Source organism: Mesorhizobium sangaii (assembly GCF_014207355.1).
Lineage (GTDB): Bacteria > Pseudomonadota > Alphaproteobacteria > Rhizobiales > Rhizobiaceae > Mesorhizobium > Mesorhizobium sangaii.
Genome location: NZ_JACHEF010000001.1, coordinates 1,694,052 through 1,720,039 on the forward strand (window position 1 = coordinate 1,694,052; position 25,988 = coordinate 1,720,039).

Consider the following 25,988-nt stretch of genomic DNA (forward strand, 5'->3'; position numbering starts at 1 on the left):
CAGGAAGATCAACCAAGAGCCGATGCCGACCTGCCCTCACCGGGCGACGGGCCTGCGAGGGCCAGCATCTGGGCCGGCTCCAGCGGCGGTGACAGCAGATAGCCCTGCAACTGATGGCAGCCCATGCCGACGAGCAGAGCCTTTTGCTCCTCGGTCTCGACCCCCTCGGCGGTGACCTCGACGTCAAGAGCAATGGCAAGGTCGACCAACGCCTTGACGATCGCGGTGGAACTTCGATCATTGTCGAGAAGGCGCACGAAGGAACGGTCGATCTTGAGCTTGTCGATGGCATGGCGGCGCAGGTAGTTCAGCGAAGAATAGCCGGTGCCGAAATCATCGAGCGCGACCCTGATGCCGGTTTGGCGCAAGGCCGCCAGTATCGTCCTGGTGGTGTCGTTGTTTTCCAGAAGCACACTTTCGGTGATCTCGAGTTGCAACCGCGACGGCGCCAGCCCGGTCTCCGCAAGGATCAACGCAACCTCGTCGGCGAACCCGCCGTCGCGCAGCTGTAGCGGCGACACGTTGACGGCCACCCAAGGCAATTGCGTGCCGACGGCGAACCGGCAGGCTTCGCCCAGCACCCATTTGCCGAGTTCGCCGATCATGCCGCGTTCCTCGGCAATGGCGATGAACTGCTGGGGCGGCAACGCACCATGGATTTCATGCGCCCAGCGGATCAGCGCTTCGGCGCCGGCGATCGTCCTGCCATCCGCGGTGAAAATCGGCTGATAGGCCAGTTTTATCCCGGTCCCGCCAGCAAGGGCGCTGCGGAGCTCGTTCTCGACCTTGCGCTTGTGCAGCAAGAGGTCGTCCATGTCGCCGGCGAAGACCTGATGGCGACCGCGGCCGTTCTTCTTGGCCTCGTAAAGCGCAATATCGGCCTTGCGCAGCAGATCGTCAGCATCGACTTGCGGACCCGACGCCAGGGCAATGCCGATGCTGGCACTGACGAAGACCTGATCGTCCATCAGCCTGAACGGCTCCTGCATCTTCCGCAGCAGCCGTTCCGAAACATCCTCGGCCGCCCTGATGTCGCGAACATCGACCAGAATGATCGCAAACTCGTCGCCGCCGAGCCGCGCCACCGTGTCGATTTCCCGGACCGTCTGCTGCAGCCTGGTCGCCGTCTGGCGCACAAGCTCGTCGCCGGCGGGATGGCCGAGCGTGTCGTTGACATGCTTGAAGCGATCGATATCGAGATAAAACAGCGCCATCCTTGCCGTATCGCGCCCGGTCGTCAGCAAGGCCCGCCGCAACCTGTCCTCGAAGAGAGCCCGGTTGGGGAGGCCCGTCAGCGTATCGTGAAAGGCGAGATATTGCGCCTGCGCCTGGCTGGTCTGCAGCGCCAGCGATGTCCGCCGCAGGCGCCGCAGGAGAAAGATCAATGCACCCGCGGCAAACAGCACGCCGGCGACCAATGCAGGGCCCGCCTTGCGCACCAGCGTCAGACCGGGGCGCTCCTGATCCCAGCCGATGTAGCCGAGAATCACTCCGCGTGAATTCATCAGCGGAATGGCGGCTGAGCTGATCGGTTGCGACAACAGCAGCAGGTGCGCGCCATCGAGCAGGTATTTTTCGGCGATCTTGCCGATGACAGCGTCGTTGATGAACTCGATCGAGACATGCAGATATTCGCTGCCCGGCGCCTGGGTGACACGGTCCGAACTCGGCACCAGCGGTGCGATGCTGAGGATCGCGGGCTTGCCCCCAAGCGACACGAGGTCCTCGGCGACCATTTTGGTCGGGCCGCCGGATGCGTTCCCTTGCGGCGGTTGAGTGATCAGCTGGCGCAGCTTTTCGATGGTGGGCCGCAAAGCAGGCTCATCCGCGCCATAGACGGCCAGCGGCATCACCTTACCTTCCTGCATGGCGTGGATCGGCCGGTTTGCATCGTCCAGCACATAGACACGGTTGTGACCGTAGTAGGTGTACATCCAGACGCTGATGTTCTCGACCATCCATTGCTCGTTGCCGGCCTTGGCGTTGAGGATGGAATCGTCCCAGACAGAGATACTTTCCTGCTCGCGCTCCACGGTAGCGATCTGATCCTGCAAACCGTTGGCGAAGAATATCTTTTGTCGCTCAAGCGAGGCACGATCGGTCTGCACGGCCGCGTAGAAGCCAAATCCGACGACCATGACCAGCGCAAAAGCGGCAAGCGCCAGCACGGTCAGCGTGACCTGATACGTCAATGGGCTGCGATGTCCGCTTGCGCTCATGCGTCCTTGGCCAGCTTCGTTGGATGCAACTCAATCAAAGCAGGCTTAAGATCACGTTATGACGTGTGGTCCGTCACAGGCGCCTTGACGCGAGCGTTCAACCGTTCCCCAATCGGCCAATGAGCGAGGCAGCATCCGAATCACGCACCAACGCCACCGAATACACGGTGAGCGAGATTTCCGGCGCGCTGAAGCGCACGGTCGAGGATGTGTTCGGCAATGTGCGGGTGCGTGGCGAAATATCCGGCTATCGCGGGCCGCATTCGTCCGGTCATGCCTATTTTGCGCTGAAGGACGACCGCGCGCGGCTCGACGCCGTCGTGTGGAAGGGCACGATGAGCAGGCTGAAATTCCGCCCCGAGGAGGGGATGGAGGTGATTGCGACCGGCAAGCTCACCACCTATCCCGGCAAATCCAATTACCAGATCGTCATCGACAATCTGGAGCCAGCCGGCGCCGGCGCCCTGATGGCGCTGCTGGAAGAGCGCAAGCGCCGGCTGCAGGCCGAGGGCCTGTTCGACCCCGGCCGCAAGCGCTTGCTGCCGTTCATGCCGCGCGTCATTGGCGTCGTCACCTCGCCAACAGGTTCCGTCATCCGCGACATCATCCACCGCATCAAGGACCGGTTCCCATTGCATGTGCTGGTCTGGCCGGTGCGTGTGCAGGGCGAGACGGCAGGCGCGGAAGTGACCGCCGCGGTCAATGGCTTCAACGCGCTGGCCTGGGACGGCGCCATCCAGCGCCCCGATCTGCTGATCGTGGCGCGCGGCGGCGGCAGCCTCGAAGACCTTTGGGGCTTCAACGACGAAGCGCTGGCGCGCGCCGTTGCCGCCTCCGCCATCCCGGTGATCTCGGCTGTCGGCCACGAGACCGACTGGACGCTGATCGACCTCGTCGCGGATCGCCGGGCGCCCACGCCGACAGGTGCCGCCGAAATTGCCGTGCCGGTGAAGGCCGACCTCGAAGCGACGCTTGCCAGCCTTGGCGCGCGGCTCAAGGCGGCGGTCTTGCGCAATTTCGAGCGCAAGCGGCAAGCCGCGCGTGCGGCCGCCCGCGCTCTGCCCTCGCCCGATCAATTGCTGGCGCTGCCGCGCCGACGCCTCGACGAGGCGACAAGCCGGCTTGGCCGGGCGCTGTCCGTCAGCGTCGACCGCAAGCGGGCGCGACTTCAAGGCCAAAGGCTGACGCCGGCCACGCTGTCGCGGCGCATGAATGAAGCCCGCACGCTGACCGGCCGCGACCTCGCCCGCGCGCAGGCGGCATTTTTTGCCATAGTACGCGAACGGCGCGCACGATTTTCGCGCACCGCGACGCGGCTGTCTCCGGCCCCGATCGCGCGGCGCCAAAAGCTGCAAGGAGAGACGCTGGCAGGACTGGCGCGGCGGCAGGATCGGGTGATCTCCGTCCGGCTCGAGCGCTTGCGCGGACAATTGAGCCAGGCCGACCGCCTGTTGACCACGCTTTCGCACAAGGCCGTCCTGGCGCGCGGCTTCGCCCTGGTGAAGGACGCCGACGGAGCGGTGATCAAACATGCTGCCGAAGTGGCGTCGGGAATGGCGCTTTCGCTGGAGTTCGCCGACGGCACCGCCGATGCGATTGCCACCAGCGGCACGGCAAGACCGAAAGCCGTGGCCAAGCCGGCGGGCAAGGCCAAAGAGCCCGGCAATCAGGGATCGCTGTTCTGAGATCATGACCGACAATCCGAACCATCTGGCAACGCCTTCCGGCAAGCCGCGAGCGCGACATTTCGGCGTCGGTTTCGACGGCACGCCCGGTCCGTTCAACGCCATCACCGATGTGCCCGGCGTCGCAGTCGGTTACACGACGCTGATTTCAGGTGATGGCGCACTCGTCGTCGGCCAGGGACCGGTGCGTACCGGCGTCACCGCGATCCTGCCCCGACCGCGCGCCGATCTTGCCACGCCGGTCTTTGCCGGCATCTTCAGCCAGAACGGCAATGGCGAACTGACCGGCTCGCACATCGTCGAGGAAACCGGCGCTTTCAACTTCCCGATCACCATCACCAACACCCATTCCTGCGGTGTTTCACGCGATGGCACGCTGCGCTGGATGCAACGTGTGCTGCCGTCGGCACTCGACAGCGGCTGGGGCCTGCCGGTGGCAGCGGAGACCTATGACGGCTTCCTCAACGATATCAACGGCCACCATTTGACATCAGAGCATGTCGCGCAGGCACTTGACGGTGCGGCCAGCGGACCGATCGAGGAAGGCAGCGTCGGCGGCGGCACCGGCATGATCACCTTCGGCTTAAAGGCCGGATCAGGGACCGCGTCGCGCATCGTCGAATGGCAAGGCCGCGCCTACACGGTCGGCGCGTTCGTGCAGTCGAATTTCGGCAAGCGTCACAATCTTACGGTTCGCGGTCTGCGCGCCGGGCCGGAGCCGGCAATCCGGCAGGGCACGCAGCGCGCCGAAAAGGGCTCGATCATCGCCGTCATCGCTACCGACGCACCATTCCTGCCGCATCAGATGAAGCGGCTGGCCCGCCGTGTGCCGCTTGGCGTCGCCATGACAGGCGGCTTCGGCTATCACAGTTCAGGCGACATCTTTATCGCCTTCTCAACGGCCAATGCGAGCGCGGCGCTGGCGCCATCCGGCCGCATCGCCAGCGCCGATTTTGTTCCCGACGCCGACATCGATCCTTTTTTCGATGCGGTGATCCAGAGCGTGGAGGAATCGATCCTCAACGCCTTGGTCGCCAATGACGACATGAGCGGGCGCGACGGCAATTTCGTGCCGGCGTTGCCGAAAGTGTGGCTGAAAGAGAAATTTGGCCGAAGGGATGACTGATACGAAGACGCGGGCCGAATAGCCCGCGTTTCAGACAGTTTTCCTGGAATTGCTCTAAGCGGCTATTCCGCGGCTTTGTTGGGGGCCTGCTGGTTCTCGTCGGCCTCGGCCGCTTCCTCGAGCCGGGAGGCAATCAGTTCCTGAATGTCGCCGACCTCTTCCTGGATATCCTCCAGGGGGATGCCGACCTCTGCCGCCTTGGCAGCGCATTCCTTGGCCAGAGTCTCGGCCTGCTTGTCGATCCTGGCGTGGGATGACTGGCAGTGGACCTTTTCGCCAATCCATCCCCGCAAGAACTCGATCGCGTGTTCACTCATACTGCTGTTCCCTGGCGGCAAAGCCGGTTGGTAATCATAAACGCCGACACCCCGCAAAGGATGCATGCTCCCATACGAACCGAGTCGTCGCCAACCGGCAAGCCGATCTTGTCCAAGGTCCACAGCGTCAAAGGAAATCGAGGGGTCAAGAGCATTCTGTTTCTGAGGGGTCGGTACCGTTGGCTGGGATCACGCCCAGCTTTGCGCCACTGTTTCTATTTGCTTTTTTCCGGTTTCCGAGCCGATTTTCGTCACAATAGATGGCGCAATCCGTAACACATTTACAGTCGCCTCGGCGGCGCTGCCCTCAGGCGCGCGGGTCGAAGCCGCCGGTATATAGTGACATCCTGATGCAATGTCGACTCTGCTCGCCATCAGCTAGTGTCTCAGTTTGAAATTTTGCGATACGGACAATGCCGAGACCCGAGAGGCAGATCGACCCAGGTCATTTCTCTCGCACATAAGTCACTTCGTGAATAATCTCGCGCCCGTCGAACGGATTTTGGGCGGGGGGCGAGGTGTAAGTCAGCGTATGTTCGTCGACTTTGCAGAACCGCACCTGTTCCGTGCCGCTCCATGCTTCATTCCAGCTCATGTCGACATGATGGACCACCCGATCTGCCTCAACCGTATAGCTGCCCGAATAGGCGAACATCGAGTCGAACAACGCAATCTTCTCTTCGTCGGATGGCGGCAAACGCTCCGGCGGTTTGCGATCGTTCCTAAGGATAAAGAAAATGACGCGCTCAGGTGTATAGATGACGATGCCATGAGGTTCTTGACCCAGGGCTGGCTGCCGCTCCCCGGTCGAAACGTCTCTCGTCATCCAAGACGTCATCCGCCAGCTTCCAAGCAGGAGATCGCGGCGAATCGGTTGAACGGGCATATCTTCAGCCATTACCCACACCTCCGTTATTCCTCGGCAAAGCGCTCTCTATACCATCCACGTGGTCCCGGCCTCGGCGCAGTTGCGTCCAGCGGGGAGCGCATAAAGGCAATCCACGTCATCCGGGCATGTCTGGACGGCATATGGCATGAAGCCTCCCCATGCTTTGTGGAAAGCATACAGGAGTTCGGCCCGGATCGCGACCAGCGAGCCTTCAAACCGAGACACTCCGGATCATGCGCATCGACAAACGGGGCAGCGAATGCCGCCACCGCGTCCAAGCCGACAATGTGCTGGAGTTCATGCCGCCATCGACGCTGACGCAGGACGAGCGCGGTGGCAACGGGCAACCCCTATGTTCCCGGACGCGAAGCCCCATATTCATGGTACGATCCACCGTCTTGCTGAGCCCTGCCGGGCAAGGAAAAGTGCGAACGACAGGGACGCAACCGGATGCCTTTTGGGATCGACCAGGCGACGATCGCCGCCTATCTGGAAGTCGTGACCATCAATCTCGTCCTGTCGGGCGACAATGTCGTGGTGATCGGCATGGCCGCCGCCGGCCTGGCAAAGGCGCTGCGGCAGAAGGCGATTGTCGCCGGCATTGCCGCAGCGGCTGTCATCCGCATCGTCTTTGCCGTGGTGGCGGTGCAGTTGCTGGCGATCCCGGGCATCATGCTCGCCGGTGGCCTGCTGTTGTTCTGGGTCTGCTGGAACATGTTCGGGGAATTGCGATCGGCCGGCGATGCCGATGACGGCGCAGACGCCGATCCTGCGGCGGCAACCCATGCGGCGACCCGACCGGCCAAGGCATTGCGCACCGCGATCCTGCAGATCGTCGTCGCCGACGTCTCGATGTCGCTGGACAATGTGCTCGCCGTGGCCGGTGCTGCCAGCGACGACATGGACGCGCTGGTCTTCGGCCTCATCCTGTCGGTGGTGCTGATGGCGGTTGCCTCGACGCTGGTGGCGGCGCTGCTGGCAAGGCATCGCTGGATCGGCTGGCTTGGCCTTGCGATCATCGTCTATGTCGCAGGCAGTATGGTGCTGGATGGCGTCGAGCAGGTGAAAGCGCTCAACCATTGGACGGTTCTTTCAAGAACGTCGAGCTCGATGGGAGCCTCAACAACTAGAGTCTCCATCCGGGCCAAGGAATGAGCGACCATTTCTGGATTCGAATTGCCGGAATCGTCTTGGGCACAGCCCTCAGGGACTTCCGGCGACCCGCACGATGAGCTTGCCGAAATTCTTACCCTCGAGAAGGCCAAGGAAGGCTCGCGGAGCGTTCTCTATTCCATCCACGATATCTTCCCGGTACCGAACGCGGCCGGATGCTATCCAGTCGGCCATGTCGCGGTAGAATGCCGGGCGCTGGTCGACGAATTCACGCTGGATGAATCCCCTGATCGTCAGGCTGCGGTGGAGCACCTGCTGCATCAGCGTCGGCAGCCGATCGATGCCGGACTCCGCGATGACATTGTATTGCGCGATCAACCCGCAGACCGGCACGCGGGCAAAATCGTTCAGCAGGGGGAACACCGCATCCCAGACAGGGCCGCCGACATTCTCGAAATAGACGTCGATGCCATCAGGGCAGGCCGCCTTCAACTGCGCGGCAAAATCATCGGCACGGTGATCGACGACCGCATCGAAGCCGAGCTCCTGCCGCACGAAAGCGCATTTGTCAGCCCCGCCGGCGATGCCGACGGCACGCGCTCCCTTGATGCGCGCGATCTGTCCAACGGCTGACCCGACCGCGCCGCTGGCCGCCGCCACGACGACCGTCTCGCCAGGCTTTGGCTGTCCGATCGTGAGCAGGCCGGCATAGGCGGTGAAGCCCGGCATGCCGAGCACGCCGAGTGCCGTGGTGACGGGCGCCGCCGCGGGATCGAGCTTGCGCAGCCCGACGCCATCCGACAGTGCAAAGCTCTGCCATCCCGAGTGCGACAGGACGAGATCGCCTTCAGCGAAGCCGGCATGGCGGGATCTGACGACACGCGCAACGGTGCCGCCTTCCATCACGCCGTCGATCGCGACCGGCTTGGCATAGGATTTGGCGTCGTTCATCCGCCCGCGCATATAGGGATCAAGCGACAGATAGAGGATCTGCAGGAGGACTTCGTCCTCCGCTGGCTCGACAACTTCAACCGTCTCGATACGAAAATCGCCTGGCTTCGGCCGGCCTTGCGGTCGCGCTGCAAGCACGATGCGGGTGTTTGTCTGGGCTGACATTTGGAGACAACCTCGCTGTCAAGAACACTCTATTCGAAAAACCGGTTGGGCGGCCGCTTCAGGCCAAGATTCTCGCGCAATGTCGTTCCCTCGTACTGCCGCCTGAAGATCCCACGTCGCTGCAATTCGGGCACGACCTTCTCGACAAAATCGTCGAGCCCGGCGGGCAGATAGGGAAACATGATGTTGAACCCGTCCGAGCCCTCGGTGACCAGCCATTCCTCCATTTCGTCGGCGATTGTTTGGGGCGTACCGACGAAAGCAAGGCCGGAATAGCCACCCAGCCTCTGTGCAAGCTGCCTGACGGTCAGGTCCTCCTTGCGCGCCAGTTCGATGACACGCTCGCGGCCGCTCTTGCTGGCATTGGTTTCCGGAATTTCGGGCAAGGGCGCGTCCGGGTCAAAACCGGATGCATCATGCCCGAGCGCGATCGACAGCGAGGCGATGCCGCTCTCGTAGTAGACGAGGCTGTCGAGCTTCGCCCGCCTGGACTGCGCGTCCTCGACACTGTCCCCGACGACGACAAAGGCGCCGGGCAGGATCTTGATGTCGTCGCGCGAGCGGCCGAGTTTCTCCGCACGACTTTTGACGTCGGCGAAGAAACGTTGGCCGGCGGCGAGATCGGCATGCGCGGCGAAAATGACTTCCGCCGTTTCCGCCGCCAGTTGCCGCCCTGCTTCCGACGCGCCGGCCTGGACGATGACCGGCCAGCCCTGGATTGGCCGGGCGATGTTGAGCGGCCCGCGCACCGAGAGGTGCTCGCCCTTGTGATCGAGCACATGCAACCGCGCCGGATCGAAATAGAGACCGCTTTCGGCGTCGCGGATGAAGGCATCGTCAGCGAAGCTGTCCCACAGACCGGTTACGACATCATAGAATTCCCGTGCCCGCCGGTAGCGCTCGTCATGCTCGACATGTTCGTCGAGGCCAAAGTTGAGCGCCGCATCGGGGTTGGATGTGGTGACGATGTTCCAGCCGGCGCGGCCGCCGCTGATATGGTCCAGCGAAGCGAAGCGGCGAGCGATGTGGTAGGGCGTGTCGAACGTCGTCGATGCGGTTGCGACCAGCCCGATGTGATCGGTGACGGCGGCCAGCGCCGACAGCAGCGTGAACGGCTCGAACGACGTAACCGTGTGGCTGCGCCGCAGCGCCTCGATCGGCATGTTGAGGACGGCCAGGTGGTCGGCCATGAAGAAGGCGTCGAATTTCGCCGCCTCCAGGGTCTGGGCGAAGCGCTTCAGATGCGCGAAATTGAAATTGGCGTCAGGATAGGCGCCCGGATAGCGCCAGGCGCCGGTGTGCAGGCTGACGGGGCGCATGAAAGCGCCAAGCCGCAATTGTTTCTGTGTCATGAAATCGTTCCGACCGATCAATACGATCGAGCGCCATTGCTCGAATCCTGATCGTTAGGATCGGCCCGTCCGACCAACCCGGGAAGGTATTCCGTTGCGCCGCGCCCGGTTTTTGCAGCAATTCCGTTTTGCGATCCACGACCGTGGCATAAAAAATGGCCGGGCGCGAATGCGGCCCGGCCAAAAGAAGGTTCAAACCTTCAGAGGGGAACACCGCTCAGCGGAATGGGAGGAAACCACCGAACGATTCTACCTGTTTGAGCTTATTTCCGCGACTTGGCGACGAATGACGTTCCAAAGAACAGGCAGAACGGCGAAAATCTGTTCGGCATTGGGGTTTTGCCTATGCAGTCGATCTCCCTATTGTGTGGCGACGTGCATTGGGCTTCACGGGCGCACCGCTCCGGTCTGGAGAAGATCGGCATAGTGGCGGCGCGCCACGTCGGGATGCGAACGCAGACGGCTTTTCAGGACATTGGTGCCGACATCGCGGAACAACGGGTTGTCCGGGTCGCTTGCCGGTCCGCGTGCCTCGGCCGCCAATTCCTCGGGCAAATTTAGCAGCGGTATCGTCGCATCCAGCCGCGCGCTGAAGAAGAAGGGAACGGAAATCCGCTCGACGCCGGCAGGTGGCGTCACGACGCGGTGAACGGTGGCGCGCAGATAGCCATTCGACGCCAGTTCGAGCAGTTCGCCAATGTTGACGACAAGCGTTCCGGGGAGCGGGTCCACATTCACCCAGCTGCCGTCATATTCAACCTGTAGCCCCTTGTTGTCGTCCTGCAGCAGCAGCGTCAGGAAGCCGCCATCCTTGTGCGCGCCGACACCCTGGTCGCCATCCGTCGCGTCACGCCCGGGATAACGCACGATCTTCATGCGATGGTTTGGCGAGTCCCTGTAGATCGCATCGAAGGCGTCCTCGGGCTGATCAAGCGACAGCGCGAAGGCTTTCAGCAGCCGGATCGCCACAGCTGTAGCCCTGGTCTGCCACGCCAGCAGCGCCGGCTTGAGATCGGGCAGTGCCGACGGCCATTGGTTCGGTCCTTGCAGCCGTGTCCAAGGCGCAATTCCCGGCCCTTGCGGGATGGGCTGGCGCTCGACGCCGATGTCGAGTTGTTCACGCCAGTCGGCGGCGCCCTTGGTCAGTTCACCGCCGGCGCGCGTGTAGCCGCGAAACTGCGAGGACTTGACCATTTCGATCGCCAGCTTGTCGGTCTCCGGCAGGGCGAAGAACCGGCGCGAGGCATCCAGTACTTCATCGGTCTCCGACGCCGAAATTCCGTGGCCGCTGAGATAGAAGAAGCCGACGTCGCGCGCCGCCGTGCGCAGATCCTGGAGAAAGGTGCGGTGCTCGGACGCTCCTTGTTCGAGACGGCTCAGATCGAGTACCGGCACAATTCTGGGCATGGGCAGGTTCCTTCTTTTCTCCGCCCTTGCCGAGGAGAAGTAGAAGCGACCATCGGCAAGCACTCGAGGCGTGGATCGTGCATCCAAGGTGCCACGCAGGGCCTGCCGATCAAAGCAATGGGCTCTCCAATCTGGGCACCGACAGAAGAAAGTCAGCGCTGCATATCATGGCCTGGGGGCAAATAATATTCCCAACGGATGTTCTATGCACAATGCGACGAGACATAGATGGAGAGGTTTACGCGGACTTCGGCATGAACTGAAGGCCCCGCAGGTTGGCCGTTGAGCCCGTATCCCTCCTCACGCCGCCTGCCTGATGACTTCAAGCCAGGCCGAACGTCTCCACGGCGCGCATGATGCCGCGCAGCTCGGCGAGGCCTTTCAGCCGGCCGATGAGCGAGTAGCCGGGATTGATCCTGGTCTTGCCGATGTCGTCGGCAAGCAGGTGGCCGTGATCGGGGCGCATGGGGATGCGCCAGTCGGCGCGGCCTTCCCTGCTACGGCGCGCCTCTTCCTGCATCAAAGCGAGGATGACATGCGCCATGTCGGTGCCGCCCTCGAGATGCTCGGCTTCGTAGAACGAGCCATCCTCCTCGATGGTGATGTTGCGCAAATGGGCGAAATGGATGCGGTCGGCGAACTCCTTGACCATGGCGACGATGTCGTTGTCGGCGCGCGTCCCATAGGAGCCGGTGCAGAACGTCAAGCCATTGGCCGGGCTGTCGACGGCGTTGAGGATGAAGCGCGCATCCTCGGCGGTCGAAACGATGCGCGGCAGGCCATAGAGCGAGAAGGGCGGATCATCAGGATGGATGCACATGCGCACTCCTTCCTGCTCGGCCACCGGAATAATCTCGCGCAGGAACCAGGCGAGGTTATCGCGCAATTCCTTCCGCCCGATCGCATCGTATTCCGCCAGCGCCTCGCGAAAACTGTCACGGTTGTAGCTGCGCTCGGTCGCCGGCAGGCCGGCAATCAAATTGCGCTCGATCCTCTCGATCTTCTCGTCGCTCAACTCCTTCAGCCGCGTCTCCGCCTCGGCGATGCGGGCGGCGCTGTAGCTCGCCGCGGCATTCCTGCGCTTCAGCACGAACAGGTCGTAGGCCGCGAAATCGATCGCATCGAAACGCAAGGCGTAGCCCGTCGTCGGAAGCCGATAGGCCAGATCGGTGCGGGTCCAGTCGACCACCGGCATGAAATTGTAGCAGACCGTGGTGACGCCGGCCTTGGCAAGGGCGCGGATCGTGTCGCGATAGTAGCCTGCATAGCGCTCGCGCTCCGGCGCACCGATCTTGAAGGAATTGTGGACGGGAATGCTCTCGACGACCGACCAGGTCAGCCCTGCCGCCTCGATGATCCGCTTGCGCTCCAGAATGTTCTCGAGCGGCCAGGCGCGCCCGTCGTAGATGTCGTGCAGCGCCGATACGATACCCGTCGCACCTGCCTGTCTGACATGATCGAGCGTCACCGGGTCGTCCGGTCCATACCAGCGCCAGCATTGTTCCATTACCGCTTTCCTTCTGCGAGGACGGCAACCTATTGTTGGACGGCAATGAGTGTCAAACCAAAGCGCGTCGCATTTGAGCGGATTCAGGCGACGCGCCTTAGGTCCCTGTTTTTATGCATGTACAAGAGCCGCCTTCGACGGCAAATAATGGAGTACCCGAAATGAAGGATTTCGACGGCAAGGTTGCTCTGGTGACGGGTACGACCGGGATTGGCCTCGCCAGTGCCAGACGTCTTGCGGCAGGTGGTGCCGCGATCATCGCCTGCGGCATCGACCGCGCGGCCAACGCGGCGATGCAAGCGCAACTGGAAAGTACCGGAATGGGCGTGCTGGTCATAGACACCGACGTCTCCGTGCCGGATCAGGTTCGCGATGCGGTCGCGGCCGGCCTCGAACGGTTCGGCGGCCTCGATATCATCGTCAATTCGGCGGCGGTTCATCCATACGGAACCGCCACCAGCACCGATTTCGAGACCTGGAACAAGGCAATGTCGGTCAATGTCGGCTCGATCTACCTGACCGCGCATTTCGGCATCCCGGAAATGATCCGGCGGGGCGGCGGGGCCATCGTCAACGTGGCCTCGGTGCAGGGTCACGCTTGCCAGCAGAATGTCGCCGCCTATGCGACGACCAAGGGGGCGATCCATACGCTGACGCGCTCGCTGGCGCTCGACTACGCACGCCAGGGAATCCGCGTCAATTCCGTCAGCCCGGGCTCGATCCGCACCCCGATCCTGGAAAAAGCGGCACGCGGCGAAAACGGCACCGATGCCGATGTCGAGGCCGCCTACAAGCGCTTCGGCGAAGCACACCCCATAGGCCGCATCGGCGAGCCGGAGGAGGTGGCGGAATTCATCGCTTTTCTCTGTTCGGCCAAAGCCGGATTCTGCACCGGCGCGGACTACAAAATCGATGGCGGCCTGACTGCCGGCATCGGCGTGAAATAGAGCCATTAGGCTTTACCGGGAGTCGCTGACATCTGACGGCCTCCGGCGCTTCTGCGGGCGCGGCGTTGAAGCCTTCATTGCCCAGCTCGCAAGTACTGCCATCGCGAATCTCGACCAACACCAACTTTGAGTTTTTGAACAGATTTAACTCGGCATCTAGGCGCCTCTACCAACTGCTCTATTTCCTCCATTGTCGCATTGATCAACGATGGAGGTTGGCATGGATCGGCGATTATTTCTGACTGGAATGTTAGGATTGGCGGGCGCTGCGGCCGTGGTCACCGTAGCTCGCCCCGTGAGGGCGCTGGCGGGCATCCCGAGCACTGGGAACGGCATTCTCAATGAGCTGGACAAGCCGGTAGACGACCTTGTGGAGCCGGGTCCTGATAGCCAGAATGACGTCGAACCCGTGCAGTACTATCGATGGAGGCGGCGGCGTGTATGGAGGCGGCGGCGTGGATGGCGAGTGGTTTGCCGTCGCTATTGGCGTCGAGGCCGCTGGCGCCGGAGATGTTTCCGCCGATCCTACTGGATCTATTGAAATCCCGTAAACCGCGAAGGCTCCGGCATGTTGTTGGAGCCTTCGCAAAGAATTTCAAAGCCGGGGATGGAGGCCTTCGGCTGAGTTCATTCCTTGTTGCCAGCTCTAATCGGCTGCGCTTGCGGCGGCGGCTCCCATCCGAAAACACTGCGTCCGCCCAGCATGTGCGACTGGTCAAACTCGCCTGCCACGATTTCCTTCAGGCTGGGACCGGTGACATAGCGCTCGACCTGGCGTGACTGGTTGTCCAACCGTCTCAATGCATCGATTTCCTCGGTGCGGCCGAGCTTCGCCTTGTGAATGGCCGATTTCAGCACGCCGATCGTCTCGTCATAGACTTTCAGCGGCACGGGGAACGGGTGTCTGTCTTTGCCGCCATGCGCCAGCGAGAACCGGCCGGGGTCCGAGAACCGGCATGGCGCTCCATGAACGACCTCGGCCACCATCGCCAATGCACGCACGGTGCGGGCACCGACGCCCGGCACCATGAGCAGCTCCGGAAAATCCGCAGGCCCGCGTTCGACGGCAGCGGCGATGTTGCCGTGCAGGCGGCGCATGACGACGTCGCTTTCGCGGACGTCATGATGCGCCGGCATGATCAAATGCGGCAGCAGGGGCTGCGCGGGCGCGGGCGGCGAGCCATGCTCCAGCAAGGCGAACTCCTTGACGATGCGATCGGGTCCCAGATCCCGCAGCAGCTCCAGTTGGCCGTGACGCGAAGCATCGGCGCGCCGGTCGGTCAGATTGACGATCTCACCCTGATTGGCGCCTTCGATCGCGGCATGCGGCTGGTCGACAAAGCTCGTCAGCCCCTCGGACAGCCAGTGGTAGCGACGCGCCACCTTGCTCTCTCCGTTCATGCCTTGTTGTACCACGACCCAGTCGCCATCATCGGTGACGATGAAGCCATGAAGATAGAGATCGAAGCCGTCCTGGACGGCGGCGCTATCGACCTTGGCGACCAGTCGACTGGCCTTGGCCAAGCCCGTTCCGTCGAAGCCGACGCGCTCGCCGATCAATGCCAGTTCGTGCGGGGTCTTGCGCGAATGCGTGCCACGCCCGCCGCAGACATGGATGCCGAGTTCGCCGGAGAGTGGAGACAGGCCACGTTTCAGGGCCCCGATAACGCTTGTCGTGATGCCGGAGGAATGCCAGTCCATCCCCATCACCGCGCCGAAAGACTGGAACCAGAACGGGTGTGCCAGGCGACGCAGCAATTCGTTGCGACCATAGTGATGGACGATCGCCTCGCACATCACCGCGCCAAGGCGCGTCATGCGATCACCGAGCCATTTGGGCACGCGACCGCCGTGCAGTGGGAGATCAGCACTTCCCGATCGTTGCGCCAATTTGTGCCGCCCGCGTTGCTCGTTGCGTACAGATAGGTGCTGCGGACCTGCCAGGGAAGCCTGCCGTCGCCCTTGGCTTGGCCAACGTCAAGCAACGCCGCTAGACGTCTGGCCGCGGCACTTTCGATAGTGAGGCTGTCGCATCCACAAAGAGCTTGCCAACGGATCGCACCCCGCTGGCTCGTGCGGTTTGCCCATCCCGGCGTCCAAGCCGGAGGAACGATTTGCACGGAAACCCGTTTGCCCTGACTGGAAACAGGATGAGAAAAAATGGTCGCGCCGCGTGCTGCCTGGAAGGGTTTTTTGAAGGTTGGTTCGGTGTCCTGCGGCGTGAAGATCGTCGGCGCTACCAGCGAGGCGTCGAAGGTTCATTTCAGGATTTTGAATCGCAAGGACGGTCTTCCGGTCAAAAGCGTCTACGCCGACGAGGAGACTGGAAAGCCGGTCGACGCGGAAGACCAGGTGAAGGGTTTCGAGGTCGAAAAGGATGAGTTCCTCCAGATCGAGCCTGACGACATCAAGGCGCTGAAGCTGACATCGAAGCATACGCTTGAGGTCGGCGAGTTCGTGTCGATTGACGAGATCGATACGCGCTATCTTGAGAAACCCTACTATCTGATCCCGGCCGATGGAGCTGCACTGGAGGCCTACTGCGTGATCCGCGATGCCATGAGGAACAAGGGCGTCGCCGCGCGATCCTGCGTCGTGCTTTATCAGCGCGGCCGCGAGGTTCTGATCCAGCCCTATGGCAAGGGCATGGTGATGACCGAGTTGCGCAACCACAATGAAATGGTCTCGCAGGACAGCGTGTTCGATGGCTTGAAGACGCAGAAATATGATCCCGAGTTGCTCGAAATCGCCGGCATGCTCATCGACAAGAAGGTGACGACGTTCGATCCTTCGAAGTTCGAGGACACCTACGAAGATGCGCTGATTGCCATGATCGATGCCAAACGCAGGGGTAAGCAGCCACCGAAGCCGGCGCCGAAGCCGAGAGAGAACGTCATCAACCTGGCCGAGGTGCTGAAAAAGAGCCTCGAACAGGAAGGGTTGGGGACGCCTAAGAAGAGCGCCTCGCCCAAACGCAAGACCGCCTAGCACCTGTCGCACCTGGCGCGCCCCAACCACGCTAAATCCAATCGAAGTGGGGAACGGCAGCCACCTGGTTGGCCGGCACGGTAGCAACCTTCGGGGTGGCGCTGGGGCCGTGCCGGCCGGCTGGGGCTTCGAGGGACCAGCGACGATCAAGCTATAGGCATATTAGCAATCTCGCAATTAAGCCAAATGGCCTATCCTTCGCGGATATGGCGAAGCTGCGCAGGCTGGCACCGCAAACGCTGCAAATTGTGGCGGCAATGGCTCGGCACCGACACGGGATTGGTCGCAGAATTCCACGAGGCGGCGCTGAGGCGGCAGGCGGACGCGCGACAATGCGCGGGTGGGGCAAAAGCTGGCGGTTGGCTCGTCTACCTGGAAACGAAAGGCAGTAGGACGATGACGATCTCTCCGTTTCTCGCCGCTCTCGGATCCGAAGATCCCCCAGCCGACCGAGCGATAGACATGGACCTGTATGGATGGCTGATTGGAAGCTGGGAAATGGACACGGTCCACCACCTCGACGACGGCACAATCCAGAAGTGGAATGGAGAATGCCATTTTGGCTGGGTGCTCGGCGGCCGTGCGATCCAGGACGTGCGGATCAGGCCCAAGCGGCCTGCGCCGTCGACGATGTATGGCACGACCTTGCGCATCTTCGATCCTGGGATCGATGGCTGGCACATCATATGGAACGACCCGCTCAACCAGGATCACTCGCGCCAGATCGGGCGGGCCGAGGGCAAGGACATCGTCCAGCTCGGCAGTGACTCGCACGGTTTGAAAACCCGATGGCGCTTCACCGAGACCACTGCCGACAGCTTCCATTGGATCGGCGAGGAAAGATCTTCCGAGAGCGACCTCTGGCAAATCACGTATGAACATTTTGCCCGCCGACAAAACCCTGAAGCCAGCTAGCCGTCGAAAGGAAAGGCCGTCGTTTCCTACAAACGACGGCCCCATGCTTGCCTGCCCACCACCCCCAGGACAGCACTCACCTACTTTAGAACAAGCTAATGTCTTCGTCTATTAACTTTGACATACAGGCAGCAGGTCTCGCGCAGTCGCTGGCATCACCATGTCGCTCGGCTGCGCGCGATGAAAGACAGCTTCGGTGAAGACATCGCGAAGTAGTCCGCGATTGTGCCGCCCGGCTTTGCCACGACAGACCATGACTGAGTTGGAGCTATTCCAGGAAGGTGTGAAACGGTTTTCCGTCCGGGATTGCCTTAGAAGGAGATACCGTCGTGTTTGGCGGGAGACGCTCCGTCGGGCTTCTTCTGAACCGCTCGATCGGCATCGGTCGCTTCATCGACGCGGCGGAAAATCATGACGAGCAGGCAGGCGAAATACCCCACCTGCAGCACGACGGCGCTGATGACTGTCCACGCGAACGAGACCCAAAACGAGCCCGTGACGCTGTAGATCCAGCCAAAGATGACGGCCAACGCCGCCGTTGCTCCCACCAGAAACTGTGGAAAATACATTCGCCCTCGAAAGATTCCGGGAAGCATCGACCCGGTTGTCTTTCGCCCCATTGCATGATTTCTACCCCGAACGAACAGTTTCAGTTTTTGCATATCAATGCAAGCCTGAACTAATATGCCTCGGCGGCACGCTATGACGGATCTTTGTCTGTCACAATTGCAAACAAAACCAACCCGGCGCAAAGCGTTGCTGCAACGCCCACGTTATCACCCCGAGGGGACCGAGCGCCGGCAAACTGGAGAGTCTCGTGAGCGCATGTTTGCCGGCGCTCGGTAATCGCAGCACCGGGGGGTCGTTTGGGGTGTTTTGGGCTGCGACCTCTATACGTTAGCACAAGCTAATATAGAGGTATACGGCCATTTTGCTGGCTATCCCCGGCATAGCGCAATTGATGAAGGCGCGTTTTGCTGCGCCTCAGATCGTCGGGCCAGGGTATGCGCATTGGCGCGCTTGCATTCGCTCACCAAAATGAAGAAAAGGAAGGAAATAGCATCGGCGTCTTGCGCTTGTAGGCCTCGTATTCGGGGAAGGCCGATTGCAAGACCTTTTCCTCATTGACCAGCCGCCGATATTGGAAGGTGAGAGCAATCGCGCAAATTGCGACTGTCTGCCACGTCGGATTGCGCAAGACTATGCCGACCAGGACGATCGCTTCGCAGGCATAGAGGGGGTGCCGTACAATCCGATATGGCCCTGCTGTGACAAGCCGCCTAGCCTGGGCGGTGATGCTGAACGATCTGCCGAGCCACCACAGGCACCAAATGCAAAGCGTGAAACCGCCGAGGATGATGAGGTCCGCAAAAAGTTCAAGTTGCGGAAGTATCTGAACACGAGGCACAACCACCAAAGTCACCGTGGCAAAGCAGCCGATCAGCGCCGCGATTCGGGGTTCAATTCCCTGCGCTGTCTTCACCGGTGGAAGACGCGTCACGGTTGAAAAACCCATGAGCGCCAGGAAGCCGAGAGAGGCAACGTCCGCCGCAAAGTCGACGCTGGATGCTGTCGTCCACACAGTATCGCGCAGAGCCAATATCAAAGCTGCCACCTTGATGACCGCGCCGAACGCGAAGTAAAATGTCAGCGTTGCACGACCGATAAAGTCACGCGTCGCTGGTGACGGGAGCAAGCGCATGGATCGTTGAAGAATGCCTTCTTGAACACCTTCCGTCGGCGCCTCAGAGCAAACGGATATGCGATCCCTTTCAGAATTGGAAATGTTCATTTGGAGCCCCACCGACAAGATGCAATCCAAGCATTTTGCCGGCTCCACGGCAAGTTAATGGTTCCCAAAAGGTTAATCTGGTTATCAAAGCTTCGGCGAAATCCACCGAGTGATTTTGTGAATCACACCCGTTAGGCAAATAGACTTCCGGGGGCGACAAAGCTGCTTACGATCTGGAATGCGATCGTACATATCGACGCCAAGGAAATCGGCACTCCAAACGGCACAACACCTTTGCGATCCAAATGCTGAATGTACCCGCGGAAGGCGCCTTCCGGCAGCAGCGTCGGGTTTTTCACGACCAGCGCCGTGACGAGAGCAAAAAGCAGCATCAGAAAGGAAAAAACGACGAGCGCGCTGCCACCGACCAGAAAAGGCACGGTCGCCATCAGCTTGATATCGCCGGCGCCAACCTTGCGCAGCGCCCAGAAAGGGAAGAGTGCGACAAACAACAGAAGCCCGGCAGCGACACTCAACCCCATGTCCCACCAAGATCCGGACTGCAGCGACAGCAGCAACTGCGACCCCGCCCCCAGACAGAGCAGCAGCAGCACGTCGCGATTGGCTATCTGCTGGGTGGTGAAGTCGAGCCAAGCAATCCTTGCCAGCAGGGGGATGGCGAGCGCCATTAGCAGCAGCGATTCGACAAGCAGCATGCTAGCGCTCGATGTTTTGCACGCTCGACGACAGCAGCTTCAGATTGTTGGCGACGGTCGGATCTTTTGGCGCCAGTTCATAGGCCTTGAGGAAATTGCTGCGTGCACCCTGCAGCTTGCCGCGCAGCAGGTAGGAATAGCCGACATTGTTGTAATATTCTGCCGTCGGGCCAACCAGCTTGAAGGCTCGGGCATAGGCCCGGTCGGCGAGATCGAAGCGGTGGATCCGGTCGCTGCATGCGGCCAACCCCATCCACGCGTTGCCGTCATTGGGGGACAGTTGCGTCGCCTTGAAGAACAAGGCGCCGGCATTGCCGTAGTTTTCCGCGCGGAACTGGTTCTTGGCTTCGGCCACGGCCTGGTCCGAGGCATGATATTCGACATCGGCGACCGTCTTTAGTCCGTCGAAAGCATCGCCAAAGGACGTTAAGTCGCCTTTCGACGGCTCGTTGGTGCGAACGACACCGTCGAGGGAGTCGTTCGTTTGACAGCCGGCAAGCGCCATCATCAACAGACTGGCTGCTACGGCTGCGAAACGCATTGGTCCTGTCATTCTTTGTCCCCCAAGAGCCCTCCGACTCTAGTTTTAGAACCAAAGCATATATGGAACTAGAAGAAAACGCCTTTCATTCGGATGACAACCGGCAGCATGACAATCATCATCACGACAGGAAAGATGCAAAGACCCAATGGAATCATCATCTTGACCGGAAGAGCGTTGGCGATCTCCTCCGCACGCAGGATTCTCTGACTGCGCATTTCGTCGCTGTAGACCCGCAAAGCGTCCGTCAGGCTGGTGCCGAGTTCTTCCGATTGCCGGAAAAGCACCGCCAGGGATCTCGCCTCTTCGAGGCCGATTCGGTCGGCGAGCTCGCGCAGTGCTTCCCGCAACGGCTTGCCGGCGCGCAACTGCAGGTTCATGATTGACAGCTGAATACCGAGCCATTTGTGGGTGGCTGCAAGTTCTGTCCCGACGCGCTCGACCGCCGCCTCGAGGCTCATGCCGGCATCGGCGCAGGTGATCATCATATCCATGAAATCGGGAAAGCCACGGCGATAGACCTGCTTTTGTGCACTCTCGAACCGATCGAGAGCGATGCTCGGGATGACTATGCAGGCCAGCCCGAACACGGCGGCGATGGCAAAGATTATGACTCCTGGCACCCGAGACGGCAGTATATGCGAGAGGATCGCGAACGTCACCGCGAAGCCTATCAAGACTGCAGCCAGGCGCGACAAGGTATAAATCGCGGGCGCGCTTGATTGATAGAAGCCGGCGCGGAAAAGCTTCGCGTCCAGGGCGCTCGGTTCGTCCCGTTCCTTTTCTATCGACCGAAAATACGCTTCGACTGGACGCTGCGCCGAAATCTTGGCCAGGTGGTCCTGGCCCATCAGCGAGCGACGGCTGGTAATTCCCTCGGCCAACAGGCTTTGCGCAACCAGCTTCCGTGTCTGCATAGCCGGAAAGATGATAAATGCGCCGCACAGGAAAAGCGCCATCGCCGCCATGAAAACGGCGAGCGAGATGAGCAATCCCGAATTCTGAAGGCTTGCAAAAACGGTCATGGCGCGCCCTCCTCAGAAATCGAAATTGACCATTCGAAACATGATGAAATCGCCAAAAAGCGCCAATATTCCAAATATCAGGAATACCGGCGTGATCAGTGGGCTACCCCAAACATCTCCATAGTAGCTAGGGGCAACTATAAATAGTATTCCAAACATGACCAGGGGAAATAGAGAAATTATCCACGCCGATGCTCGACCCTCGGCGGATAGCGCCTTGATCTTCAGCCTCAATTTCTGCCGCTCGCGGAGCGAAGATGAAAGGTTCGATAACATCTCGGTCAGGTTGCCGCCTGTCTTGGCCTGAATGGAGAGTGATATGGTGAGGAGATGGAGACCTTCGAAGCCGACGCGTTGGGAGAGTTTGCGCACGGCCTGTTCAAGGCTGAGGCCAAAGGTGATTTCGTCGGAGACGATGCCGAATTCTGTGCCGAGCGGGTCGGGCATCTCACGTGCCACAAGCCCAATCGCCACTGATGTCGGATGACCAGCACGCAACGAACGCACGATCATGTCGAGTGCGTTGGGAAGTTGGGCAGCAAATTTCTGGATTCGCTTGTTCCGTGCACGGCGCAAGACGAGAAGCGGCAAGGCAAAGCCGACAAGCAAAAAGGCAATAATCGCAACCGTGACCGAATAACCCAGAAGCAATGGCAGCATCAGCGCCACCACCAGACCGGCCAACAGGAACACCACGGCAAATGCCAAAGGATTGCCGGTTATGCCGGATTGCGTGTAAAGCCGGTTGAGCGCGACGGCGCCGAAGATGAAGTCGCCACTCGCCGTCAGGCCACGTTCCTGCAACAGCCCCTGCAACGTCTGTTCGGCGGGGGCGTCCTCTCTCAACCGCTTGATACGCCGGTTGACGGTGGTGATGCGCGCGCGCCGCCCTGAAAATGACACGTAGAGCGATTCCGCGGCGAGAATGACCGAGGCTGCTGCCAGCACATAGATGAAGTAGAGTAAGGTCTGTCCGGTCGGCATCAGAGCGGAACCTGGGGATTGAAGGCATCCTTGGCGAACTGATGGCCAAGCGTTGCCGCCTCCTGGGCAAAGCGCGGTCGAACACCCGTGGCACGAAAGTCACCGATAATGGAGCCGTCGGCGCCGACATCGCGGCGGACGAAATGGTAGATTTCCTGAAGCTGGACAACATTGCCTTCCATGCCGGTCAGCTCCGATATGGATGTTACGCGCCTGCCGCCATCCGAAAGACGCTGCGTCTGCACGACAATGTCGATGGCCGAGGCAATCTGCGCCCGGATGGAATCGTTGCTCATCGGCATGCCGGCCATGCCGACCATCTGCTCCAGCCGCGAGATCGCGTCGCGTGGCGTGTTGGCGTGGATGGTGGTCATCGACCCCTCATGGCCGGTGTTCATCGCCTGCAGCATGTCGAAGGCTTCCTCGCCGCGCACCTCGCCGACGATGATGCGATCGGGCCGCATGCGCAGCGCGTTCTTCAGCAGCTCGCGCTGGCGGACCTCGCCCTTGCCCTCGACATTGGGCGGACGCGTCTCCAGCCTCCCGACATGCGGCTGTTGCAGCTGCAATTCGGCCGCATCCTCGATGGTGATCAGTCGCTCTTTCGAGGGGATGTAACTCGACAGCGCGTTGAGCAAGGTCGTCTTGCCGCTGCCGGTGCCACCGGAAACCAGGATCGACTTGCGAGACTGCACGGCGATGCGCAGGAGATCGACCATCGGCGGGCGGATGGAATTGAACGCCATCAGGCGATCGAGCGAATAGGGATTCTTTGAGAACTTGCGGATCGACACCAGGGGCCCATCCACGGAGATCGGCCGCACCGCGATATTGACGCGCGAACCGTCTGCCAGTCGGGCATCGACCATCGGCGCGGATTCGTCGACACGGCGGCCGATGGCAGAGACAATCTTGTTTATGATACGCAGCAGGTGTGCCTCGTCGCGGAACCGTATTGCGGTTTCCTCGATCACGCCACGCCGCTCGATGAAGACGCGCTTGTGGGTGTTGATCAGGATATCCGCGATGGAATCGTCCTTGAGCAACGGCTCGATCGGCCCGAGGCCCAGCATCTCGTCGGCGGTGTCGCTGGTCAACTGGTCGAGTTCGCGAGCATTCAGCGGCACGTTGCGGCCACGAACGAACTCACGCACGATCGGGCGGATCTCGTTCAGGATCTCGTCCTTCGACGCCGTATCAAGCGCCGCGAGATTGAACCGGTCGATCAGATGTCGATGGAGGTCGACTTTCAGCGCCAGGAACTCGTCGCCGTGCGGCGCAAGATCCGGAACTGGCGGCGCGGCAACGGGTAGCGGCGCCCGTTGGGTTACTTGCTGCACCAGCGGCTCGGCTGATCCCTTGATGAAACGGCCTAACATTTTGTGTTGCCCCCGAATTCCCTTGCCCAGAGACTATTTGTTGACTTCTTGGCGCGGACACCGTCGACCAAGCCCATCTGGGTCACGTCACATGCGCGCTCCGGCAGATGTCTCGCGACCCGCTCGCCACTCCCCGCCTGCCCCGTTTCCGATCGACTCAACACAGTTAGCCCCCGCTAAATTCGTGCGGCCTAAACTAACCATTAACCACGGGAGGGGGCAAGCGTCCGGCAGCGAACCGCAAGCCAATACTTGTAACATAGTTAAGGCCGCTCACCGGAAAATATCGTTTTATTTTGCCTGAGGCGTCCCCCCACCCAACCTCACGGAACCTTACAAACCGGAACACACGGTGCGGCGTCATGAACAGGGCGTAACCCATTAGATATAAAGGAATATGCGGTACACCTAATGTATGAGCGGCATACCCCCAACTGAGACGGAATTGTGAACGAATGGTTAAGAGCGCTTGAAAAATTAGTCGAATCAAGGTCTTGCTAAAATTAAAATCGGCTCGAACCTTGCTGGATAAGGTATTCAAACGTTAACGAACCCTTAATCCCATTTGACTCTGCTTTTTCGTGAGACCTAGGATTGAGATGACGGGGGATGCTTGGGTATGGATTTCATCTCTGGCTCGTCTCGTCGGGTTCAAACCTCCAAAAGGGAGAAATTGACATGAAGAAGCTCATGACGATGACCCGGCAGTTCCGCGACGACGAAAACGGCGCTGCCATGGTCGAATACTCGATCCTGATCGGCCTGATCAGCGCCGCGGCAATTGCGGCGATTGTTCTGGTCGGCGGTTATGTGTCCACCTCGTGGAACACACTGACCAACGCGCTCAATCTGGGCTAAGCCAACACTCTGGGCCCGGCTGGTCCGGGCCCAAAGCTCTACAAGGGGCGGGCGACGAGCGTTCGCCCGGGCAACAAGGGGCTGGGTCATGCGTGCCAACACTATCATTATGGTTGTTCTCGCCGGCGTGTTCGGCGTTATTGCGGTTGTCCTCGCCAACATCTGGCTGGCCAATCAGCGAAATGCGATGGCACAAACAAGTGACGTCCCGCGCGATACGGTCGTCGTCGCCGCGGTAGGGCTGAAGTTCGGCGACACGCTTGACGCCGACAAATTGCGTGAAGTTGCATGGCCATCTGGCGCTGTTCCGGCCGGCGCCTTCAAGACGACAAAGGAACTGCTCGCCGGTGACGGCTCGAAGCAGGCGTTGCAGGCGATCGGCGTCAACGAACCGATCCTCGCCACCAAAATTACCGGCCCCGGCCAGCGCGCCACACTATCGGCGGTGCTCGGCGAGGGCATGAAAGCGGTGTCCATCCGCGTCAACGACGTGCTTGGCGTCGCCGGCTTCGTCTTCCCGGGTGACCGGGTCGATGTGCTGCTGACGCGTACGGTGCGCAGCGAAGACGGCGCGGACCAGAGTTTTGTCGACGTGCTGCTGCAGAGCATGAAGGTGCTCGCCGTCGACCAGGTTGCGGATGAAAGCAAGGACAGCCCGACGGTCGTGAAATCGGTCACGCTCGAGGCCAGCACCAAGGATGCACAGAAGCTGACCTTGGCCGCCGGCGCAGGCCAGTTGTCCCTGGCGCTGCGCCAGGCCGCTGCCAGCAAGGGCGAGACGACCGAGCGCGTGACTCTTTCCGACCTGACCGGGGAAATGCCGGCTGACGTCGCCAAAAGGCAAGCCGAACTGGACAGGCAGGCTGCAGCCGACGCTGCTGCCGCAGCCGATCGCCAGCTCGCGGAGGACGCGCGCAAGCGTGCCGACGACAAGATTGCAGGATTGGCACAGGCAGTCGACCGGGTCGGAAACAAGCTCGACGATCTGAGCAAGATGAAGCCGGCTCCGGCCGTGGCAACGGCCCCGGAAGTGCGCGAAGTTGTTAAGGAAGTAGTCAAATATGTCACACCCGAGCCGCCGTCGCGTGCTAGTGTGGGCGTTTTTCGGGGTGTGAAGCTTGAGACATATGACGTGCCGCGACAACAATGATAAGATACGGCGAATAAAGTGG

23 protein-coding genes are annotated in these 25,988 nt (G+C 60.9%); 8 read left to right on the top strand and 15 right to left on the bottom strand.

Features of this window, described 5'->3' with window-relative positions; translation table 11 throughout:
• Positions 1-8: 8 nt before the first annotated feature.
• A complete protein-coding gene (locus HNQ71_RS08020) occupies positions 9-2,192 on the bottom strand; it encodes a bifunctional diguanylate cyclase/phosphodiesterase (RefSeq protein WP_246461272.1) in 2,184 nt (727 codons plus the stop codon).
• A 146-nt stretch (positions 2,193-2,338) separates the two neighbouring features.
• On the opposite strand from HNQ71_RS08020, the gene xseA reads away from it, so the two are divergent.
• Together xseA and HNQ71_RS08030 are read left to right on the top strand one after the other, a co-directional pair.
• Complete coding sequence (gene xseA / locus HNQ71_RS08025; protein WP_184871987.1) at positions 2,339-3,904, top strand: exodeoxyribonuclease VII large subunit; 1,566 nt, start codon at positions 2,339-2,341, stop codon at positions 3,902-3,904.
• A gap of 4 nt (positions 3,905-3,908) precedes the next feature.
• Positions 3,909-5,030 carry a DmpA family aminopeptidase gene (locus HNQ71_RS08030; RefSeq protein ID WP_184871989.1) on the top strand — a complete coding sequence of 374 codons (1,122 nt, stop codon included), beginning with the start codon at positions 3,909-3,911 and terminating at the stop codon, positions 5,028-5,030.
• A 62-nt stretch (positions 5,031-5,092) separates the two neighbouring features.
• Here HNQ71_RS08030 and HNQ71_RS08035 read toward each other — a convergent pair whose 3' ends face one another.
• A complete protein-coding gene (locus HNQ71_RS08035; RefSeq protein ID WP_184871991.1) occupies positions 5,093-5,347 on the bottom strand; it encodes a DUF768 domain-containing protein in 255 nt (84 codons plus the stop codon).
• 445 nt (positions 5,348-5,792) lie between these two features.
• Complete coding sequence (locus tag HNQ71_RS08040) at positions 5,793-6,245, bottom strand: lipocalin-like domain-containing protein (RefSeq protein WP_184871993.1); 453 nt, start codon at positions 6,243-6,245, stop codon at positions 5,793-5,795.
• 441 nt (positions 6,246-6,686) lie between these two features.
• On the opposite strand from HNQ71_RS08040, the gene HNQ71_RS08045 reads away from it, so the two are divergent.
• Positions 6,687-7,391, top strand: coding sequence for a YjbE family putative metal transport protein (locus HNQ71_RS08045; protein WP_184871995.1), 705 nt, complete (start codon positions 6,687-6,689; stop codon positions 7,389-7,391).
• Between the two features lie 48 nt (positions 7,392-7,439).
• On the opposite strand, the gene HNQ71_RS08050 is transcribed toward HNQ71_RS08045, so the two are convergent.
• From HNQ71_RS08050 to uxuA, 4 genes are all read right to left on the bottom strand, one after another.
• The gene (locus HNQ71_RS08050; RefSeq protein ID WP_184871997.1) at positions 7,440-8,465 is read right to left on the bottom strand and encodes an NADP-dependent oxidoreductase; all 1,026 of its coding nucleotides are present in this window, start codon (positions 8,463-8,465) and stop codon (positions 7,440-7,442) included.
• 29 nt (positions 8,466-8,494) lie between these two features.
• Positions 8,495-9,817: an LLM class flavin-dependent oxidoreductase gene (locus HNQ71_RS08055; protein WP_184871999.1), complete on the bottom strand. Its 1,323-nt coding sequence runs from the start codon at positions 9,815-9,817 to the stop codon at positions 8,495-8,497.
• Positions 9,818-10,204: 387 nt separating this feature from the next.
• Entirely contained in the window at positions 10,205-11,224 is a 1,020-nt protein-coding gene (locus HNQ71_RS08060) for an isopenicillin N synthase family dioxygenase (RefSeq protein WP_184872000.1), read from the bottom strand.
• Between the two features lie 322 nt (positions 11,225-11,546).
• Entirely contained in the window at positions 11,547-12,731 is a 1,185-nt protein-coding gene (uxuA, locus tag HNQ71_RS08065) for a mannonate dehydratase (RefSeq protein WP_184872001.1), read from the bottom strand.
• Positions 12,732-12,892: 161 nt separating this feature from the next.
• Between uxuA and HNQ71_RS08070 the strand changes: the two genes are divergently transcribed.
• Positions 12,893-13,678 carry an SDR family NAD(P)-dependent oxidoreductase gene (locus tag HNQ71_RS08070; RefSeq protein ID WP_184872002.1) on the top strand — a complete coding sequence of 262 codons (786 nt, stop codon included), beginning with the start codon at positions 12,893-12,895 and terminating at the stop codon, positions 13,676-13,678.
• A gap of 627 nt (positions 13,679-14,305) precedes the next feature.
• Here HNQ71_RS08070 and HNQ71_RS08075 read toward each other — a convergent pair.
• On the bottom strand, positions 14,306-15,568 hold the full coding sequence (locus HNQ71_RS08075) for a DUF763 domain-containing protein (protein ID WP_184872003.1): 1,263 nt from the start codon (positions 15,566-15,568) through the stop codon (positions 14,306-14,308).
• 270 nt (positions 15,569-15,838) lie between these two features.
• Here HNQ71_RS08075 and ku point away from each other — a divergent pair, with 270 nt between their 5' ends.
• Together ku and HNQ71_RS08085 are read left to right on the top strand one after the other, a co-directional pair.
• Positions 15,839-16,666 carry a non-homologous end joining protein Ku gene (gene ku / locus HNQ71_RS08080; RefSeq protein WP_184872004.1) on the top strand — a complete coding sequence of 276 codons (828 nt, stop codon included), beginning with the start codon at positions 15,839-15,841 and terminating at the stop codon, positions 16,664-16,666.
• Positions 16,667-16,945: 279 nt separating this feature from the next.
• Positions 16,946-17,581, top strand: coding sequence for a hypothetical protein (locus tag HNQ71_RS08085; RefSeq protein ID WP_246461274.1), 636 nt, complete (start codon positions 16,946-16,948; stop codon positions 17,579-17,581).
• A gap of 311 nt (positions 17,582-17,892) precedes the next feature.
• Here the strand turns inward: HNQ71_RS08085 and HNQ71_RS08090 are convergent, their stop codons facing one another.
• The 7 genes from HNQ71_RS08090 to HNQ71_RS08120 all read right to left on the bottom strand — a co-directional run bounded on the left by HNQ71_RS08090 (position 17,893) and on the right by HNQ71_RS08120 (position 23,958).
• Entirely contained in the window at positions 17,893-18,177 is a 285-nt protein-coding gene (locus tag HNQ71_RS08090; protein ID WP_184872005.1) for an exopolysaccharide production repressor protein, read from the bottom strand.
• Positions 18,178-18,611: 434 nt separating this feature from the next.
• Complete coding sequence (locus HNQ71_RS08095) at positions 18,612-19,373, bottom strand: methyltransferase family protein (RefSeq protein ID WP_184872006.1); 762 nt, start codon at positions 19,371-19,373, stop codon at positions 18,612-18,614.
• A gap of 131 nt (positions 19,374-19,504) precedes the next feature.
• A complete protein-coding gene (locus HNQ71_RS08100) occupies positions 19,505-20,029 on the bottom strand; it encodes an A24 family peptidase (RefSeq protein ID WP_184872007.1) in 525 nt (174 codons plus the stop codon).
• Position 20,030: 1 nt separating this feature from the next.
• A complete protein-coding gene (locus tag HNQ71_RS08105; protein ID WP_184872008.1) occupies positions 20,031-20,582 on the bottom strand; it encodes a tetratricopeptide repeat protein in 552 nt (183 codons plus the stop codon).
• Positions 20,583-20,638: 56 nt separating this feature from the next.
• Entirely contained in the window at positions 20,639-21,595 is a 957-nt protein-coding gene (locus tag HNQ71_RS08110) for a type II secretion system F family protein (protein ID WP_184872009.1), read from the bottom strand.
• A gap of 12 nt (positions 21,596-21,607) precedes the next feature.
• On the bottom strand, positions 21,608-22,579 hold the full coding sequence (locus tag HNQ71_RS08115) for a type II secretion system F family protein (RefSeq protein WP_184872010.1): 972 nt from the start codon (positions 22,577-22,579) through the stop codon (positions 21,608-21,610).
• Positions 22,579-23,958, bottom strand: a complete 1,380-nt coding sequence (locus tag HNQ71_RS08120) for a TadA family conjugal transfer-associated ATPase (protein WP_184872011.1) — start codon at positions 23,956-23,958, stop codon at positions 22,579-22,581. Before HNQ71_RS08120 ends, HNQ71_RS08115 begins: the two co-directional genes overlap by 1 nt.
• 678 nt (positions 23,959-24,636) lie before the next feature.
• Here HNQ71_RS08120 and HNQ71_RS08125 point away from each other — a divergent pair.
• Complete coding sequence (locus tag HNQ71_RS08125) at positions 24,637-24,816, top strand: Flp family type IVb pilin (RefSeq protein ID WP_095088858.1); 180 nt, start codon at positions 24,637-24,639, stop codon at positions 24,814-24,816.
• 88 nt (positions 24,817-24,904) lie between these two features.
• On the top strand, positions 24,905-25,966 hold the full coding sequence (gene cpaB, locus HNQ71_RS08130) for a Flp pilus assembly protein CpaB (protein ID WP_184872012.1): 1,062 nt from the start codon (positions 24,905-24,907) through the stop codon (positions 25,964-25,966).
• Positions 25,967-25,988 lie beyond the last annotated feature (22 nt).